Below are 13,768 nucleotides of genomic sequence, written 5' to 3'. Positions count from 1 at the left end.
GCCGTGAGAGCTGCCGGGCCTACGCCCAGAGCTGGCCCTGCAGGGTCTCGATCGCCTCTTCCGTCGTCGCCGCCGTGTAGACGCCCGTCGACAGGTACTTCCAGCCGCCGTCCGCGACGACGAAGACGATGTCCGCGCTCTCGCCCGCCTTCACCGCCTTGTTGCCGACGCCGATCGCCGCGTGCAGCGCCGCGCCCGTCGAGACGCCGGCGAAGATGCCCTCCTGCTGGAGGAGTTCCCGGGTGCGGGTGACCGCGTCGGCCGAGCCGACCGAGAAGCGGGTGGTGAGGACGGAGGCGTCGTACAGCTCGGGCACGAAGCCCTCGTCCAGGTTCCGCAGCCCGTAGACCAGGTCGTCGTACCGCGGCTCGGCGGCGACGATCCGGACGTCCGGCTTGTTCTCGCGCAGATAGCGGCCGACGCCCATCAGGGTGCCGGTCGTGCCCAGGCCCGCGACGAAGTGGGTGATCGAGGGCAGGTCGGCGAGGATCTCGGGGCCGGTGGTGGCGTAGTGGGCGCCCGCGTTGTCCGGGTTTCCGTACTGGTAGAGCATCACCCAGGACGGGTTCTCGGCCGCGAGCTCCTTGGCGAGCCGTACCGCGGTGTTCGACCCGCCCGCCGCCGGGGACGGGATGATCTCCGCGCCCCACATCGCGAGCAGCTGGCGGCGCTCCTCGCTGGTGTTCTCCGGCATGACGCAGACGATGCGGTAGCCCTTGAGCCGGGCCGCCATCGCCAGCGAGATGCCGGTGTTGCCGCTGGTCGGCTCCAGGATGGTGCAGCCGGGGGTGAGCCGGCCGTCCTTCTCCGCCTGCTCGATCATGTGGAGCGCGGGGCGGTCCTTGACCGAGCCGGTGGGGTTGCGGTCCTCCAGCTTGGCCCAGATACGGACGTCGTCCGACGGGGAGAGCCGCGGCAGGCGCACGAGGGGCGTGTTGCCGACGGCCGCGAGCGGGGAGTCGTACCGCATGTCAGACCATTCCCGCCCGTCGCCCGGCCGCCACCCCGGTCGGACGCGGCTCCGCCGCGGCAGAACCTCCTGCGACAGCCGGAAGGATCGTGACGTTGTCGCCGTCGGCCAGCTTGGTGTCGATGCCGTCGAGGAAGCGGACGTCCTCGTCGTTGAGGTAGACGTTGACGAAGCGGCGCAGCTTGCCGTCGTCGACGATGCGGGCCTCGATCCCGGCGTGGCGGGTCTCCAGGTCGGCGAAGAGCTCGGCGAGCGTGTCACCGCTGCCCGAGACAGCCTTCTCGCCGTCGGTGTAGGTGCGGAGGATGGTCGGGATGCGGACCTCGATGGCCATGACGTGGGGCTCCTGTCGGGAGTGGCGTGAAAGGCGCGCGGCTCTGTGCCCCCGCGCGGGGTTGTGCTCCTGGGTGCGCTCGTGCGCCCCCGCTCACATCGCGCTGGCGAGGCGACACAGGTCGACGTGCAGCCGCGCGACGAGCAGCGCGCTGCCCGGCGTCGTCTTTTCGCTCACGTCGTGGGGAACCATGCGGTCATCGTATCGATTCCCGGTCCGGGTTCCGGAATGTGATCTCACATGACGGACAGTTCATGCTCGACTGGCGGACTCGGCGGTCTTCGGGAGGTACAGGACGGTCGGGGCGCCCGTCCTCGGATGCGGGATGACCTCGGCCTCCACCCCGTACACGGTCGCCAGCAGCCCCGGTGTGAGGACCTCGGCGGGCGGGCCCTCGGCCACGACCCGGCCCCCGGCCAGGACGTAGAGCCGGTCGCAGTAGAGGGCCGCGAGGTTGAGGTCGTGCAGGGCGAGGAGGTTGGTGGTGCCCAAGTCGCGGACGAGGCCCAGGATTTCGAGCTGGTAGCGGATGTCCAGGTGGTTGGTGGGCTCGTCCAGGACGAGCAGGGCCGGGTCCTGGACGAGGGCGCGGGCGACGAGGGCGCGCTGGCGTTCACCGCCGGAGAGGCTGGGGTACGGACGGTCGGCGAGCTCCGCGATGCCGACGCGGGCCAGGGCGCTCTCGGCCCGCGCGACGTCCTCGCCGGTGTCGCCCTCCCAGAAGCGCTTGTGCGGGGAGCGGCCGAGGGCGACCAGCTCGCGGACGGTCAGCTCGACGTCGCCTCCGCTGTCCTGCGGGACGGTGGCGATCCGCCGCGCCCGGGCCTTGGGCCCGAGGGCGTGCAGGTCCTCGCCGTCGAGGAGGGCCCGGCCGGAGGTGGGGGCGAGGGTCCCGTAGACACAGCGCAGGAGGGTGGTCTTGCCGCTGCCGTTGGGGCCGACGAGTCCGACGGTCTCGCCGGGGTGGGCGATCAGGTCGACGCCGTGCAGCCGTGTCCCGTACGAGAGGGCGTGGGTGCGCAGCTCGGTCGTACCGGTCTCGGTCATACCGGTCTCGGTCATACCGGTCTCGGTCATACCGGTCTCGGTCATACCGGGCTCCCTTCCGCGCGGCGGCGCATGAGCCAGAGGAAGAACGGGCCGCCGGTCAGGGCGGTGAGGACGCCGACGGGGATGTCCTGGGGCGCGGCCACGGTACGGGCGGCGAGGTCGGCGAGGACCAGGGCGAGCGCTCCGCCGAGCGCGGCGACCGGCAGGAGGCGGCGGTGCGGGGCGCCGACGGCCATGCGGGCGGCGTGCGGGACCATCAGGCCGACGAAGCCGACGGCTCCGGCGGCCGCGACCATGACGGCGGTGACGAGCGAGGCCAGGACGAAGACGGCGGCGCGGAAGCGGGCCGTGTCCAGGCCGAGGACGGCCGCGCCCTCCTCGCCCGCGAGGAGCAGGTCGAGGGGGCGGGCGAGGGTGAGCAGGGCGGCGACGCCGAGGACGAGGACGGCGGCCGGCAGGGCGAGGGTGTCCCAGCGGGCGCTGCCGAGGCCGCCGAGGGACCAGAACATCGCCTCCTGGAAGTGCTCGGGGCGTCCGGCGAGGACGAGGAGCAGGGTGGTGAGGGCGGACAGGATGTACGAGACGGCGACACCGGCGAGGACGAGCCGGGAGCCGGTCATGGTCCCGCCGCGCCGCGCGAGCCCGTACACGAGGACGAGGGCGAGCAGCGCGCCGGCGAAGGCGCCGGTGGGCATCGCGACGGTGGTCGTGAGCCCGCCTCCGATGCCGAGGACGAGCACGAGGACCGCGCCCGTGGAGGCCCCGGAGGAGATCCCGAGAAGGAAGGGGTCGGCGAGGCGGTTGCGGACCAGGGCCTGCAGGACGGTGCCGACGACGGCGAGCCCGGCGCCGACGACCGCGCCGAGCAGGACGCGGGGCAGCCGGACGTCGAGGACGATGGTGCGGTACGGGGAGGGGGCGGCGCGGCCGGTGAGGATCTCGGCGACGTCGCCCACGGGTATCCGTACGGACCCGAGCGCGACCCCGGCGACGACGGCGAGCGCGAGGGCGGCGAGGAGGCCGCCGACGACGAGGGTGTACGGGACGGGGCCGCTCGTGGTCTTCGGTGCCGTCCCCGGCGTGGCGGCCGTCACCGTGCCGGGTGGAGCTGGGCGGCCAGCTTCTGGACGGCTTCCGGGACTCGGACGCCGAGGACGGCGTCCGAGAGGGGCATGACGGCGAAGCGCCGGTTCCTGATCGCCGGGACGTCCTTGAGGGCCGGGTCCTCCAGGAGGCGCTTCTTCTTCTGCTCGACGGTCGTGGAGCCGTAGTCGTAGATGACGATGACGTCCGGCCTGCGGGCGACGACCTGTTCCCAGGTGGCGTCGCCGAAGGTCTTGTCGAGGTCGGCGAAGACGTTGCGTCCGCCGGCGCGGGTGATCAGCTCGTTGCCGATGCCCTTGCCTCCGGCGGTGAACGCCGTTTTGTCGCCGCTGTCGTAGACGAAGACCGACACCGGGGCGACCCCGCTCAGGTTCTTCTCGGTCGCCGCGACGGTCTTCCTCGCCCCGGCCGTCCACGCCGCGCCGCGCTCGGGGACGCCGAAGGTCCTGGCCACCTCGTCGACCTCGCGGTAGAGGTCGGCGAGGGAGGAGGCGCCCGAGGGGCAGTACTCCATGTTCAGGCGGCTGCTGATGCCCGCCGCCTTCAGGTCGTCGCGGCCGCGGCCGGCCTTGGCGTCGAAGGCGGAGGCGTACCCGCCGTAGACGAAGTCGGGGTTCGCGGCGAGCAGCGCCTCCTTGGAGGGGTACTCCTTGGCGAGCACCGGCACCGCGTCGTACGCCTTCTTGTACGCGGGCAGGATCCGGTCGTCCAGGTAGGCGGTGCCGACGAGGGACTTCTCCAGGCCGAGGGCGAGCATGACCTCGGTGACGTGCTGGTTCATGGTCACGGCCCGCTTCGGCGGGGCCTGGTAGGTGGTGGTCACCCCGCAGTTGGCGACGGTGTACGGGAATCCCGGTGCGGGCTTCGCCGAGGGGGCCTGGTCCGAGGGCGCCGAGCAGGCGGCGAGCAGCGGGACGAGGGCGGCGGCGGGCAGCAGGGTACGCGGGGTACGGCGGCGCCAGGTCATGACGGACATGCCTCCTCCGGGGATTTCCACGTCCCCAGTCGGTGGTGAGAGGCGGCAGGTCAGTTCCTGGCTTCCGCCCCCTGGGGAGGCGGTCACAGTGGCGGGACCGTGCCGGATTCGCACCGGCTTCCTGGGTCCTGCCGCCCTGATGTCCGGTCAGTCTCTCACTACTCGTAGGCCTCGACGATCTTCACGTCCTCCTCGGTCACGACGCTCTCGACGATGGTGAAGGAGCGGAACTGGAAGGGGCCCGCGCCGTCGGTGTCGGCAGTGGAGACCAGGACGTAGTGGGCGCCGGGCTCGTTCGCGTAGGAGATGTCGGTGCGGGAGGGGTAGGCCTCGGTCGCGGTGTGCGAGTGGTAGATGATCACGGGCTCTTCGTCCCGGTCGTCCAGCTCGCGGTAGAGCTTCAGCAGGTCGGCGGAGTCGAACTCGTAGAACGTGGGCGAGCGCGCGGCGTTCAGCATCGGGATGAACCGCTCGGGGCGGCCGCTGCCGACGGGACCCGCGACCACGCCGCAGGCCTCGTCGGGGTGGTCCTCGCGGGAGTGCGCCACGATCTGGTCGTACAGGGCCCGGGTGATGGTCAGCATGTCCAGCAGGATAAGCACACGAGCCGTCCTGTACCGAGGAGTGGTACGGGACGGCCCGAATACTGGACAGGCAGGCTCTACGAGCGCTTGGCGAAGGCCGCGCCCTGCGGGTCGCGGGCCTTCAGGACCAGGTACGCGACGGCCAGGAGCAGGCCCCACAGCGGAGCGCAGTACAGCGAGACCCGGGCGTCCTTGTCGATGCCCATCATCACGACGACCATGCCGATGAAGGCGAGGGCGAAGAGGCTGGCCCAGATGCCGCCCGGCGCCTTGAACGTCGACTGGGGCAGCTCGCCGCGGTCGGCCTTGAGGCGGTAGCGGATCTGGCAGATCAGGATGACGATCCAGGCCCACATGCCCGATATGGTCGCGAAGGAGACGACGTAGTCGAAGGCGTCGCCGGGCCACTGGTAGTTGATCCAGACGCCGACGAGCATCAGCGCGGCGGAGAAGGTGGTGCCGACCAGCGGGGTGCCGTTCTTCGTGAGCCGGGTGAAGAGCCGCGGCCCCTGGCCGTTGAGCGCGAGGTCGCGCAGCATGCGGCCGGTGGAGTACATGCCCGAGTTGCAGGACGAGAGCGCGGCCGTCAGGACGACGAAGTTGACGATGGCGGCGCCGATGCCCAGGCCCATCTTCTCGAAGGCGGCGACGAACGGGGAGACGCCCGGCTGGAACTCGGTCCACGGGACGACCGAGAGGATCATGATCAGCGCGCCGACGTAGAAGACGGCGATGCGCCACGGCACGGTGTTGATCGCCTTGGGCAGGACGGTCTCGGGGTCCTTGGACTCGCCGGCGGTGACGCCGACCAGCTCGACGGCGAGGAAGGCGAACATGACGAGCTGAAGGCTCATCAGGGTGCTGCCGATGCCGTGCTCCCCGGCGAAGAAGCCGCCGTCGCTCCACAGGTGGGTGACGGAGGCGGTGTCGCCGGCGTCGGAGAAGCCGAGCGTGAGGATGCCGGCGCAGATCAGGATCATGCCGACGATGGCGGTGACCTTGACCATGGAGAACCAGAACTCCAGCTCACCGAAGAGCTTCACGGAGATCAGGTTGGCCCCGTACAGGATGATCGTGAAGACCAGCGCGGAGAGCCACTGCGGTATGTCCCACCAGTACGTCATGTAGGTGGCCGCGGCCGTGACCTCGGTGATGCCGGTGACGACCCAGAAGAGCCAGTACGTCCAGCCGGTCGCGAAGCCCGCGAAGGGGCCGATGAACTCGCGCGCGTACTCCGAGAAGGAGCCGGACACGGGGCGGTACATGAGGAGTTCGCCCAGCGCCCGCATGATGAAGAAGATGACGAGGCCCGCGATCGCGTACGCGAGGATCAGGCTGGGTCCCGCCTTGGAGATGCCCTTGCCGGCGCCGAGGAAGAGGCCGGTGCCGATGGCGCCGCCGATCGCGATCATCTGGATCTGCCGGGCGCCGAGTGCCCGGTGGTAACCCTCCCCCGAGCCGGCTTCCCCGGCTGCCCCGGGGTCCGCGGCCTGATTGCCGTCGTGCTGCTGGTCGACCTGCGCTGAGGTCATGGATGGTGCGCCCTTTCTCCATGCTGATCCGCGCCGACGTCTGTCTGGCCGCGGATCAGGTCCTGATCCCCCCGGATGTGGATGGAGTGCTACCGGCGGTCAGCCGGCCCAAGCGCCCCCGGGCACAGGGATGGCGTCCCCGGGTGGTGGTCACGATTTAACAGGGACGAAACAGAGGCCGACCGCGGCCGTAGTGGCGCAGGCCACAAGAAAAAGGGGGCAAAGGCCACTCAAGAGGACCAGCCAGAACCCTTTGGTGACGTTTTCGTTATCCGGATTTGAGCGTCCGCTGAGCGAACGGCGTCTCAGTCGCCGGGCATCAGCGTCTCGACCAGTGATTCCTGGAGCGCGCCGAGCCAGAGGTACGCCATCACCATCGGCTTGCGCGGATCGGAGTCCGGCAGCCGGTACAGCTCCCCGCTCTCGTCCTCGTCGGTGACCTCCAGACGGGTCCCGATGGTCAGCCGCAGGTCGTTGAGCGCGCCGAGCCAGGAGCGCGACTCGTCGGCGGTGAGCTTGAGGACCGCCCCGCCCTCGCCGGTCGGGGAGAGCGCGTCGAGGCTGCGGATCACCGCGAGGGCGTCCTCGCGCTTACGGGCCCGCAGGTCGTTCTCGGTGTAGCGGCGGAAGTCGGCCGCCGCGGCCCGCAGCTCCTCGTCCTCGTCGCCGTACGCGTCGGGGAAGAGCCGCTTGAGGGCGGGATCGGCCGGAGGCTCGCTCGGGCCCTCGGCGAAGAGGGCGGCCAGCGGGTCCTCGCCCTCCACGGGCTCGTCGCCCGGCCCGATCAGCTCCAGGAGCTGTACGGCCAGGGAACGGAGGATGGAGATCTCGACCTCGTCGAGCGCGACGGCCGCGCCGCCGCCGGGCAGCGGCTCGAAACGGCCCGCCATCAGCCGCGGTCCTGGGTGAGGGTCGCCCACAGACCGTAGCCGTGCATCGCCTGCACGTCCCGTTCCATCTCCTCGCGCGTGCCGCTGGAGACCACCGCGCGGCCCTTGTGGTGCACGTCGAGCATCAGCTTGTGCGCCTTGTCCTTGGAGTAACCGAAGTACGCCTGGAAGACGTAGGTCACATAGCTCATCAGATTGACCGGATCGTTGTGGACGAGAGTCACCCACGGCACGTCCGGCTCGACGACCGCGTGGATCTCCTCGGCCGATTCCGTGCGTTCGATCTCAATAGGCGCGACGCTCACTTACCCCATGCTGCCACCTAGGGAGGGGGCTCGCATAAACGGGCCACCCCCCTGGCCGAGAAATCGTCAGAGTGACGATTTCTCGTGTAGCATCGCTGACATGAACGCTGCGGACCTTGGGCTCCAGGAAGAAGGGGCGCGCGAAGCGCTTCGAAACAAGGGTGGCGGCGGGCGACGGGTGGGCGTGCCGTCGACCGCGCTCTTCACCGACCAGTACGAGCTGACCATGCTCCAGGCGGCCCTCAGGGGCGGCACCGCCGACCGGCGCTCCGTCTTCGAGGTGTTCACCCGGCGGCTGCCCGAGGGGCGGCGCTACGGCGTCGTGGCCGGCATCGGCCGCGTCCTCGACGCGGTCGAGAACTTCCGCTTCGAGGCGGGCGTGCTCGGCTTCCTGCGCGAGCAGGGCATCGTCGACGAGCCGACGCTGGAGTGGCTGGCCGCCTACCGCTTCTCCGGGGACATCTGGGGCTACCCCGAGGGCGAGGTGTACTTCCCCGGCTCCCCGATCCTGCGGGTCGAGGGCTCCTTCGCCGAGTGCGTGCTCCTGGAGACCGTGATCCTGTCGATCCTCAACCACGACTCCGCCATCGCGGCGGCCGCCTCCCGGATGTCGGCCGCGGCCGGCGGGCGGCGGCTGATCGAGATGGGCGCCCGGCGCACCCACGAGCTGGCCGCCGTCGCCTGCGCGCGGGCCGCGTACGTCGGCGGCTTCGACTCCACCTCGGACCTCGCGGCCGGCTTCCGCTACGCCATCCCGACCGTCGGCACCTCCGCGCACGCCTTCACCCTGCTGCACGACAGCGAGCGGGACGCGTTCCGGGCCCAGGTGGAGACGCTCGGCCGCGGTACGACGCTGCTCGTCGACACCTACGACGTGGCCGAGGCCGTCCGTACCGCCGTCGAGGTGGCGGGACCGGAGCTCGGGGCCGTACGGATCGACTCCGGGGACCTGCTGCTCGTGGCGCACCGGGTGCGCGCGCAGCTCGACGAGCTGGGCGCGAAGGACACCAAGATCGTGGTCACCTCCGACCTGGACGAGTACGCCATCGCCTCGCTGGCGGCGGCGCCGGTCGACGCGTACGGGGTGGGCACGCAGCTGGTCACCGGCAGCGGGCACCCGACCTGCTCGATGGTCTACAAGCTGGTCGCCCGCGCCCAGTCGGCCGACCCGAAGGCGCCGCTGACGGCGGTCGCCAAGAAGTCGCTCGGCGGCAAGGCCTCGGTCGGCGGCCGCAAGTGGGCGGCACGGCGGACGGACGCGGACGGCGTCGCGGAGGCGGAGGTCGTCGGCACGGGCCCGGTCCCGGCCGAGCTCGCCGGCCGGCAGCTGCTCGTCGAGCTGGTCAAGGGCGGCGACGTGGTGGCCCGGGAGCCCCTGGAGGCGGCCAGGTCGCGGCACATCGCGGCGCGGGCCGGGCTGCCGATGTCGGCGATCCAGCTGTCGCGGGGCGAGCCGGTCCTGCCCACGGAGTACGTGTAACGCCCCGGAACGCCCCCTCCCGAAGGGAGGGGGAAGTCTCTAGGCTCGAAGCCATTCCCCTTCCGACCCGCTAAGGACACCCGCCATGCACCGCGCATTGATCGTCGTGGACGTTCAGAACGACTTCTGCGAGGGCGGCAGCCTCGCCGTGGCGGGGGGAGCGGACGTCGCCGCCGCCATCACCGACCTGGTCGGCGAGGCGGCGGGCGCCGCGTACCAGCACGTGGTGGCCACCCGTGACCACCACATCGCCCCGGGCGCCCACTTCGCGCCCGCGGGCGAGGAGCCGGACTACGTCACCTCCTGGCCGGTGCACTGCGTCGCCGGTACGGAGGGCGTCGGCTTCCACCCGAACTTCGCGCCGGCCGTCGCCTCGGGGGCGATCGACGCGGTCTTCGACAAGGGCTCCTACGAGGCGGCGTACAGCGGCTTCGAGGGGCGCAACGAGAACGGGGTGCCCCTCGCCGAGTGGCTGCGGGAGCGGGACGTGAGCGAGGTCGACGTGGTCGGCATCGCGACGGACCACTGCGTACGGGCGACGGCGCTGGACGCGGCGCGGGAGGGGTTCAAGGTCCATGTCCTGCTGGACCTCACCGCGGGTGTCGCCAAGGCGACGACCGAGAAGGCCCTCGAAGAGCTGAAGGCGGCCGGGGTGGAGCTGACGGGCAAGCCCGTGGTCTAGGGGGTGTCCGGTGGATCAGGGCCGGACAGGACGCGGCGTCTGGTGCATGGGGTCTCCCCAGGCCCCCAGGGCCTAGGGGACGCATCGCAAGGCGCCGGAATGGCCTAATAGCGGAGCTATTCGGGCTTTTCGGCATGGGGTCTCCCCAGGCCCCAGGGCCTAGGGGATGCGGCGAGGTGCCGTGCCAGGCGTCGCGGCCCCGGCCAAGATCCGCCGGACACCCCCTAGGGCCTGGCCAGGGCGCCGCTCGTCGTGGGCTGCGCCCACCCGTCCCTCCCCCTGCCTTCGGCGGGGGGACTCCCGGCGGGACGTATGCCCACAACAGGGATAGCCGGCACGACGGGCGCAACAGGTACGACCGGCTCCTTCGGTAGCGAGCGTATGGAGTGCCACAGCTCGTGGGGCGTCGAGCGCCACAGGAGGCCGTCCGGGTGGTGGAGCACCGCGGTGATCTCGTCGGGGGTCGGGGGTTCCGCGTTGCCGCGGAGGTAGACCGCCCGCAGGCCCAGGTTCCGCAGCCGGGTCAGGGCGCGGGCGCGGTTCGCGGCATGGACCAGGAAGCGGACCGTGGCGCCGTCCCCCGCCGGGCTCGGCAGCCCGATCGCGACGACCACACTGCCTCCGGGCAACTTGCAGAACCCTCCACCGGGCATGCCGAAACCACTCCCCCTGTGAGCTTGCTGTCAATAAGAACTGGTCAAGACGCACCTAAACACGATCGGCCGCCGCCCGCTAGAGGGCGACGGCCGATCATGCTTTGACCTGCGACGATGCGAATTACTTCGTCGACGGACCCACCTGGACGGTGATCGTCTGGCCGTTCCTCGGCTCCTTGACGACCACGATCTTGGTGTTGGTGTCAGTTACCTTGACACCGGCCCGCTTGGTCTCCTCGAACCAGTACGTGCCCTTGCGGTCGTCGAAGACCGGGTTGCCGGCCTGCTGCGGGACCCACGTCGCCTCGCCCGCCTTGTGCAGCTGGAAGCCGTCCGTGTGCGTGAGACCGAACGGCGAGTCGTACGCCTGGATGCGGTTGCGCAGCAGCGTACCGTCGCGCCACTTCAGCGGGCTCGGGTGCGCGTCGATCGGAAGGACGAGACCCTGGCCCGGGTGGACCGAGGTGTTGTTGTCCTTCTGCGAGGTGTCCCACAGCCAGATGAGCAGACCGTTCTGGTACGGGTAGTGCTCGACCCAGCTCGCCTTGTCGCCCGTGAAGCCGAAGTTGTACGGGCCGACCTTGAGGGTCGCGTCGTACGAGACGTACTGACGGTTCTCCGCGAGGTAGTACTGCTCGTACTCCTTGGTGAAGGAGGCGCCGACCCGCGAGAAGCCCTTCGCGACCCAGCCGTTGTCACCGTTCTCGGCGTTGTCCGAGAAGAGGGCGGCACCGTCGGCGGTCAGCGTGATGGCGTCGGCCGTGAAGCCCTTGCCGCCCGCGCCGCCGTCCGTCTGGTAGCGGAAGCGGAGGTCGAACTTCTTGCCCGCGTAGGCGTCCAGCGCGTAGACGAGCTTCTTGTGCGCGCCCGAGACGTCGGTCAGCGCCGGGGCGCCGCTCGCGTCGCGCGGGAGGGCCTTGCCGTCGGCGGTGCCGTCCAGGGCCGTCCAGTTGGCGCCGCCGTCCGTCGACACCTCGGTGTAGAGGTAGTCGTAGTCCAGCTCGATGTCGTACCAGCCCTGAAGCTCCAGGGAGGCGGTCGACTTGCCGGTGAGGTCCACCGAGCGGGTCAGGGTGTTCTTGAGGTCGTCACCCATGTCGCTCCACCACTGGGTGGCGCCCTCGGCGGGCTTCACGACCTCGGTGGTGACCTGCTTCTTCGGCAGCTCGACGACGAGCGCCTGCGGGTTCTTCGTGTTGTACGCCGCCACGCCCAGCTTGTGGGTGGTCTTGGTGGCGCGCTGCTCGTTGCTGACCTTGGCGTAGTTCAGCCAGCCGAGCTGGAGCTTGTCCCAGGCGTTCATGTCGCCGGGCAGATCGCCGATGGAGTCCTTGCCGCGGCCGAGCCACGAGCCGGAGGACATCAGCGACCAGAAGCCGGTCGAGTTCTCGGCGCCCGCGTTGCCCGAGGTGTCGTAGTGGTCGGGCAGACCGAGGTCGTGACCGTACTCGTGGGCGAAGACGCCGAGGCCGCCGTTCTCCGGCTGCATCGTGTAGTCGCCGACCCAGATGCCGGTGTCACCGATCTGCGTGCCGCCGGCCTTGTTGTTCTCGGGGCCGGTCTTGCCCGCGTTGGTGCCGTACGCGTACCAGCGGTGGGCCCACAGGGCGTCGCCGCCCTGGACGCCGCCGCCCGCCGACTCGTCCTCGCCCGCGTGGACGATCTGGAAGTGGTCGATGTAGCCGTCGGCCTCGTTGAAGTTGCCGTCGGCGTCGAAGTCGTAGCGGTCCCACTGGTCGTACTGCGCCATGTCGGCCTTGATCTGGGCGTCGGTGCGCCCCTTGGCCTTCTGGTCGGCGACCCACGCCGTGACACCGTCACGGACGGCGTCCCAGACGTTGGCGCAGTTGCTGTTGCCGCAGTAGTTCGAGCCGTAACGGGCCTCGTTGTACTCGACCTTGACCCAGTCCGAGACGCCACCCTCGACCGAGTACCGGCCCGAGGAGGTCTTCTCGTAGTACGTCTTCAGGGACTGCTTCGGCTGGCCCTTCTTGTCCTTGCCGGTGCCGAAGTACAGGTCCTGGAAATGCTGCTGGTTGTAGTCCTTCTGCCAGGCCGTCGAGTTGTCCTTCGAACGGTCGGGCTCGGCTATCTGGTTGTGCAGCGGGCCGGGCGTGCCGCCGAACTTCGGCTTCGGCTCGTCCGTCTCGTCGTCGGCGCGGTCGACAAGGGTGGTGTTGTCCACCTTGTCGCCGAACTCGACCAGGATCGTGAAGATCTTGTCGGTCTTCTCCCGGGCGAGCTCGACGTACTTCTTGCTGTCGAGCTTCACGACCTGGGAGCCCCCGCGGCGCTCGACCTTGGCGTCGCCGGAGAGCATCGCCTCCATCGCGGCCTTGCGCTGCTGCTCCTGCTGCTTACTGAAGGGACCGTCGAGGTCGTGGTCGACCGCGGTCTTGTCCACCTCGGCGCCCGGAGCCGGGTCCTGGCGCACGTCGGCCGCGGCCACGATGTCGTGATGGTCGGCCCAGGCGGTGGTGAAGGTCGAGGCGGTGGCGGCGGTCGCCGCGAGCGCCACGACGACTGCGGACGCTCTGATCGCCCGTCGTCTGTTGGTCACTTGATGTGTTCCTCCCCGGCGCCCTCGCCCACGGACCGAAGGTGGGGTGTCCGCTCGGCGGGGGTCGCACGTCACAAGTGACGACATTCGACCGGAGTTGGAGGAGAAAAGACAGATCTTGACTTGAACAGACCAACTGCACTATGCAGGAGCCGATTTCCGCTATCCGGACGGACACGGGCGCACCAAGAGGGCTGATGGGCGGAGTCGGTGAATCGATGCGCCCCCTGTGCATCCGCACCGTGGGTTAGGTCACGCTTACTACCCGTTTCGCCGGGGCATCCACCGTCGTAGAGTCGCTCGGGAGTGCGACCCGCCGATGCATCGAGGGACGGTACCCGTCATGCCGCGTCCGAACGCCGCACAGCTCGCCTATGGTTCGGCCACCGTCGTCTTCTCGACCGTCGCCCTGCTGCTGCTGTCCCGCACCACGACCCCGCTGGGGATCATGGTGATCAGCGCCGCCGGGCTGCTCCTCGGGCTGCTCGTCACGGTGACGATGCCCGTGCACCGCGCAGCGCCCGCACCCGTGCCGCCCCTACCCCGGAACGACGAGATCCGGGTACCGGCCGCGCGCGTGGGCGCGGGGGCCGATACCCGGATCGGGTCGAACTCGTAGCTCTCGTAGCTCGCGTCGCTCCCGTG

Annotated in this window: 14 protein-coding genes, 1 pseudogene and 1 riboswitch; of the genes and pseudogenes, 3 read left to right on the top strand and 12 right to left on the bottom strand. The window is 70.3% G+C overall.

Translation table 11 applies throughout. The features are described 5' to 3' along the window. Window positions 1-19: 19 nt before the first annotated feature. The 10 genes from FDM97_RS05335 to clpS all read right to left on the bottom strand — a co-directional run bounded on the left by FDM97_RS05335 (window position 20) and on the right by clpS (window position 7,745). Window positions 20-970, bottom strand: coding sequence for a PLP-dependent cysteine synthase family protein (locus FDM97_RS05335; protein WP_137989102.1), 951 nt, complete (start codon window positions 968-970; stop codon window positions 20-22). Between the two features lies 1 nt (window position 971). Then, a complete protein-coding gene (locus tag FDM97_RS05330) occupies window positions 972-1,304 on the bottom strand; it encodes a MoaD/ThiS family protein (RefSeq protein ID WP_137989101.1) in 333 nt (110 codons plus the stop codon). Between the two features lie 93 nt (window positions 1,305-1,397). After that, entirely contained in the window at window positions 1,398-1,496 is a 99-nt protein-coding gene (locus FDM97_RS36985; RefSeq protein ID WP_349775376.1) for a putative leader peptide, read from the bottom strand. Window positions 1,497-1,556: 60 nt separating this feature from the next. After that, window positions 1,557-2,351, bottom strand: a complete 795-nt coding sequence (locus FDM97_RS05320; RefSeq protein ID WP_137994671.1) for an ABC transporter ATP-binding protein — start codon at window positions 2,349-2,351, stop codon at window positions 1,557-1,559. Between the two features lie 41 nt (window positions 2,352-2,392). Continuing rightward, entirely contained in the window at window positions 2,393-3,448 is a 1,056-nt protein-coding gene (locus FDM97_RS05315) for a FecCD family ABC transporter permease (protein WP_137989099.1), read from the bottom strand. Then, window positions 3,445-4,425: an ABC transporter substrate-binding protein gene (locus FDM97_RS05310; protein ID WP_137994670.1), complete on the bottom strand. Its 981-nt coding sequence runs from the start codon at window positions 4,423-4,425 to the stop codon at window positions 3,445-3,447. The genes FDM97_RS05315 and FDM97_RS05310 overlap by 4 nt, the downstream gene beginning before the upstream one ends. A gap of 7 nt (window positions 4,426-4,432) precedes the next feature. Then, a riboswitch (adenosylcobalamin (AdoCbl) riboswitch) is annotated at window positions 4,433-4,583 on the bottom strand. Window positions 4,584-4,592: 9 nt separating this feature from the next. Then, a complete protein-coding gene (locus FDM97_RS05305; protein WP_137989098.1) occupies window positions 4,593-5,018 on the bottom strand; it encodes a M67 family metallopeptidase in 426 nt (141 codons plus the stop codon). A 77-nt stretch (window positions 5,019-5,095) separates the two neighbouring features. After that, window positions 5,096-6,550, bottom strand: a complete 1,455-nt coding sequence (locus tag FDM97_RS05300) for an amino acid permease (RefSeq protein WP_137989097.1) — start codon at window positions 6,548-6,550, stop codon at window positions 5,096-5,098. A 305-nt stretch (window positions 6,551-6,855) separates the two neighbouring features. Further along, complete coding sequence (locus tag FDM97_RS05295; protein WP_137989096.1) at window positions 6,856-7,440, bottom strand: DUF2017 domain-containing protein; 585 nt, start codon at window positions 7,438-7,440, stop codon at window positions 6,856-6,858. Further along, entirely contained in the window at window positions 7,440-7,745 is a 306-nt protein-coding gene (clpS, locus tag FDM97_RS05290; RefSeq protein WP_137989095.1) for an ATP-dependent Clp protease adapter ClpS, read from the bottom strand. Before clpS ends, FDM97_RS05295 begins: the two co-directional genes overlap by 1 nt. A gap of 100 nt (window positions 7,746-7,845) precedes the next feature. On the opposite strand from clpS, the gene FDM97_RS05285 reads away from it, so the two are divergent. Together FDM97_RS05285 and FDM97_RS05280 are read left to right on the top strand one after the other, a co-directional pair. After that, a complete protein-coding gene (locus tag FDM97_RS05285; RefSeq protein ID WP_432816193.1) occupies window positions 7,846-9,225 on the top strand; it encodes a nicotinate phosphoribosyltransferase in 1,380 nt (459 codons plus the stop codon). 85 nt (window positions 9,226-9,310) lie between these two features. Then, window positions 9,311-9,907, top strand: a complete 597-nt coding sequence (locus FDM97_RS05280; RefSeq protein WP_137989094.1) for an isochorismatase family protein — start codon at window positions 9,311-9,313, stop codon at window positions 9,905-9,907. A gap of 359 nt (window positions 9,908-10,266) precedes the next feature. Here FDM97_RS05280 and FDM97_RS05275 read toward each other — a convergent pair. Beyond that, a pseudogene (locus tag FDM97_RS05275) lies at window positions 10,267-10,560 on the bottom strand (hypothetical protein); the annotation flags it as partial. A 124-nt stretch (window positions 10,561-10,684) separates the two neighbouring features. Then, complete coding sequence (locus FDM97_RS05270) at window positions 10,685-13,123, bottom strand: immune inhibitor A domain-containing protein (RefSeq protein ID WP_137989093.1); 2,439 nt, start codon at window positions 13,121-13,123, stop codon at window positions 10,685-10,687. Window positions 13,124-13,466: 343 nt separating this feature from the next. Here FDM97_RS05270 and FDM97_RS05265 point away from each other — a divergent pair, with 343 nt between their 5' ends. After that, window positions 13,467-13,742 (top strand): hypothetical protein, encoded by a 276-nt coding sequence (locus FDM97_RS05265; protein ID WP_137989092.1) that lies wholly within the window; start codon window positions 13,467-13,469, stop codon window positions 13,740-13,742. Window positions 13,743-13,768: the final 26 nt, after the last annotated feature.

The sequence above is a fragment of the Streptomyces vilmorinianum genome (assembly GCF_005517195.1).
GTDB lineage: Bacteria > Actinomycetota > Actinomycetes > Streptomycetales > Streptomycetaceae > Streptomyces > Streptomyces vilmorinianum.
This window is presented reverse-complemented; position numbering and strand designations above follow the sequence as displayed.

Bases quoted from the DNA above. Each gene is read 5' to 3' on its own strand.
- FDM97_RS05335 (WP_137989102.1), bottom strand. From the start codon at position 970: ATGCGGTACGACTCCCCGCTCGCGGCCGTCGGCAACACGCCCCTCGTG.
- FDM97_RS05330 (WP_137989101.1), bottom strand. From the start codon at position 1,304: ATGGCCATCGAGGTCCGCATCCCGACCATCCTCCGCACCTACACCGAC.
- FDM97_RS36985 (WP_349775376.1), bottom strand. From the start codon at position 1,496: ATGGTTCCCCACGACGTGAGCGAAAAGACGACGCCGGGCAGCGCGCTG.
- FDM97_RS05320 (WP_137994671.1), bottom strand. From the start codon at position 2,351: ATGACCGAGACCGGTACGACCGAGCTGCGCACCCACGCCCTCTCGTAC.
- FDM97_RS05310 (WP_137994670.1), bottom strand. From the start codon at position 4,425: ATGACCTGGCGCCGCCGTACCCCGCGTACCCTGCTGCCCGCCGCCGCC.
- FDM97_RS05305 (WP_137989098.1), bottom strand. From the start codon at position 5,018: ATGCTGACCATCACCCGGGCCCTGTACGACCAGATCGTGGCGCACTCC.
- FDM97_RS05300 (WP_137989097.1), bottom strand. From the start codon at position 6,550: ATGACCTCAGCGCAGGTCGACCAGCAGCACGACGGCAATCAGGCCGCG.
- FDM97_RS05295 (WP_137989096.1), bottom strand. From the start codon at position 7,440: ATGGCGGGCCGTTTCGAGCCGCTGCCCGGCGGCGGCGCGGCCGTCGCG.
- FDM97_RS05285 (WP_432816193.1), top strand. From the start codon at position 7,846: ATGAACGCTGCGGACCTTGGGCTCCAGGAAGAAGGGGCGCGCGAAGCG.
- FDM97_RS05280 (WP_137989094.1), top strand. From the start codon at position 9,311: ATGCACCGCGCATTGATCGTCGTGGACGTTCAGAACGACTTCTGCGAG.
- FDM97_RS05265 (WP_137989092.1), top strand. From the start codon at position 13,467: ATGCCGCGTCCGAACGCCGCACAGCTCGCCTATGGTTCGGCCACCGTC.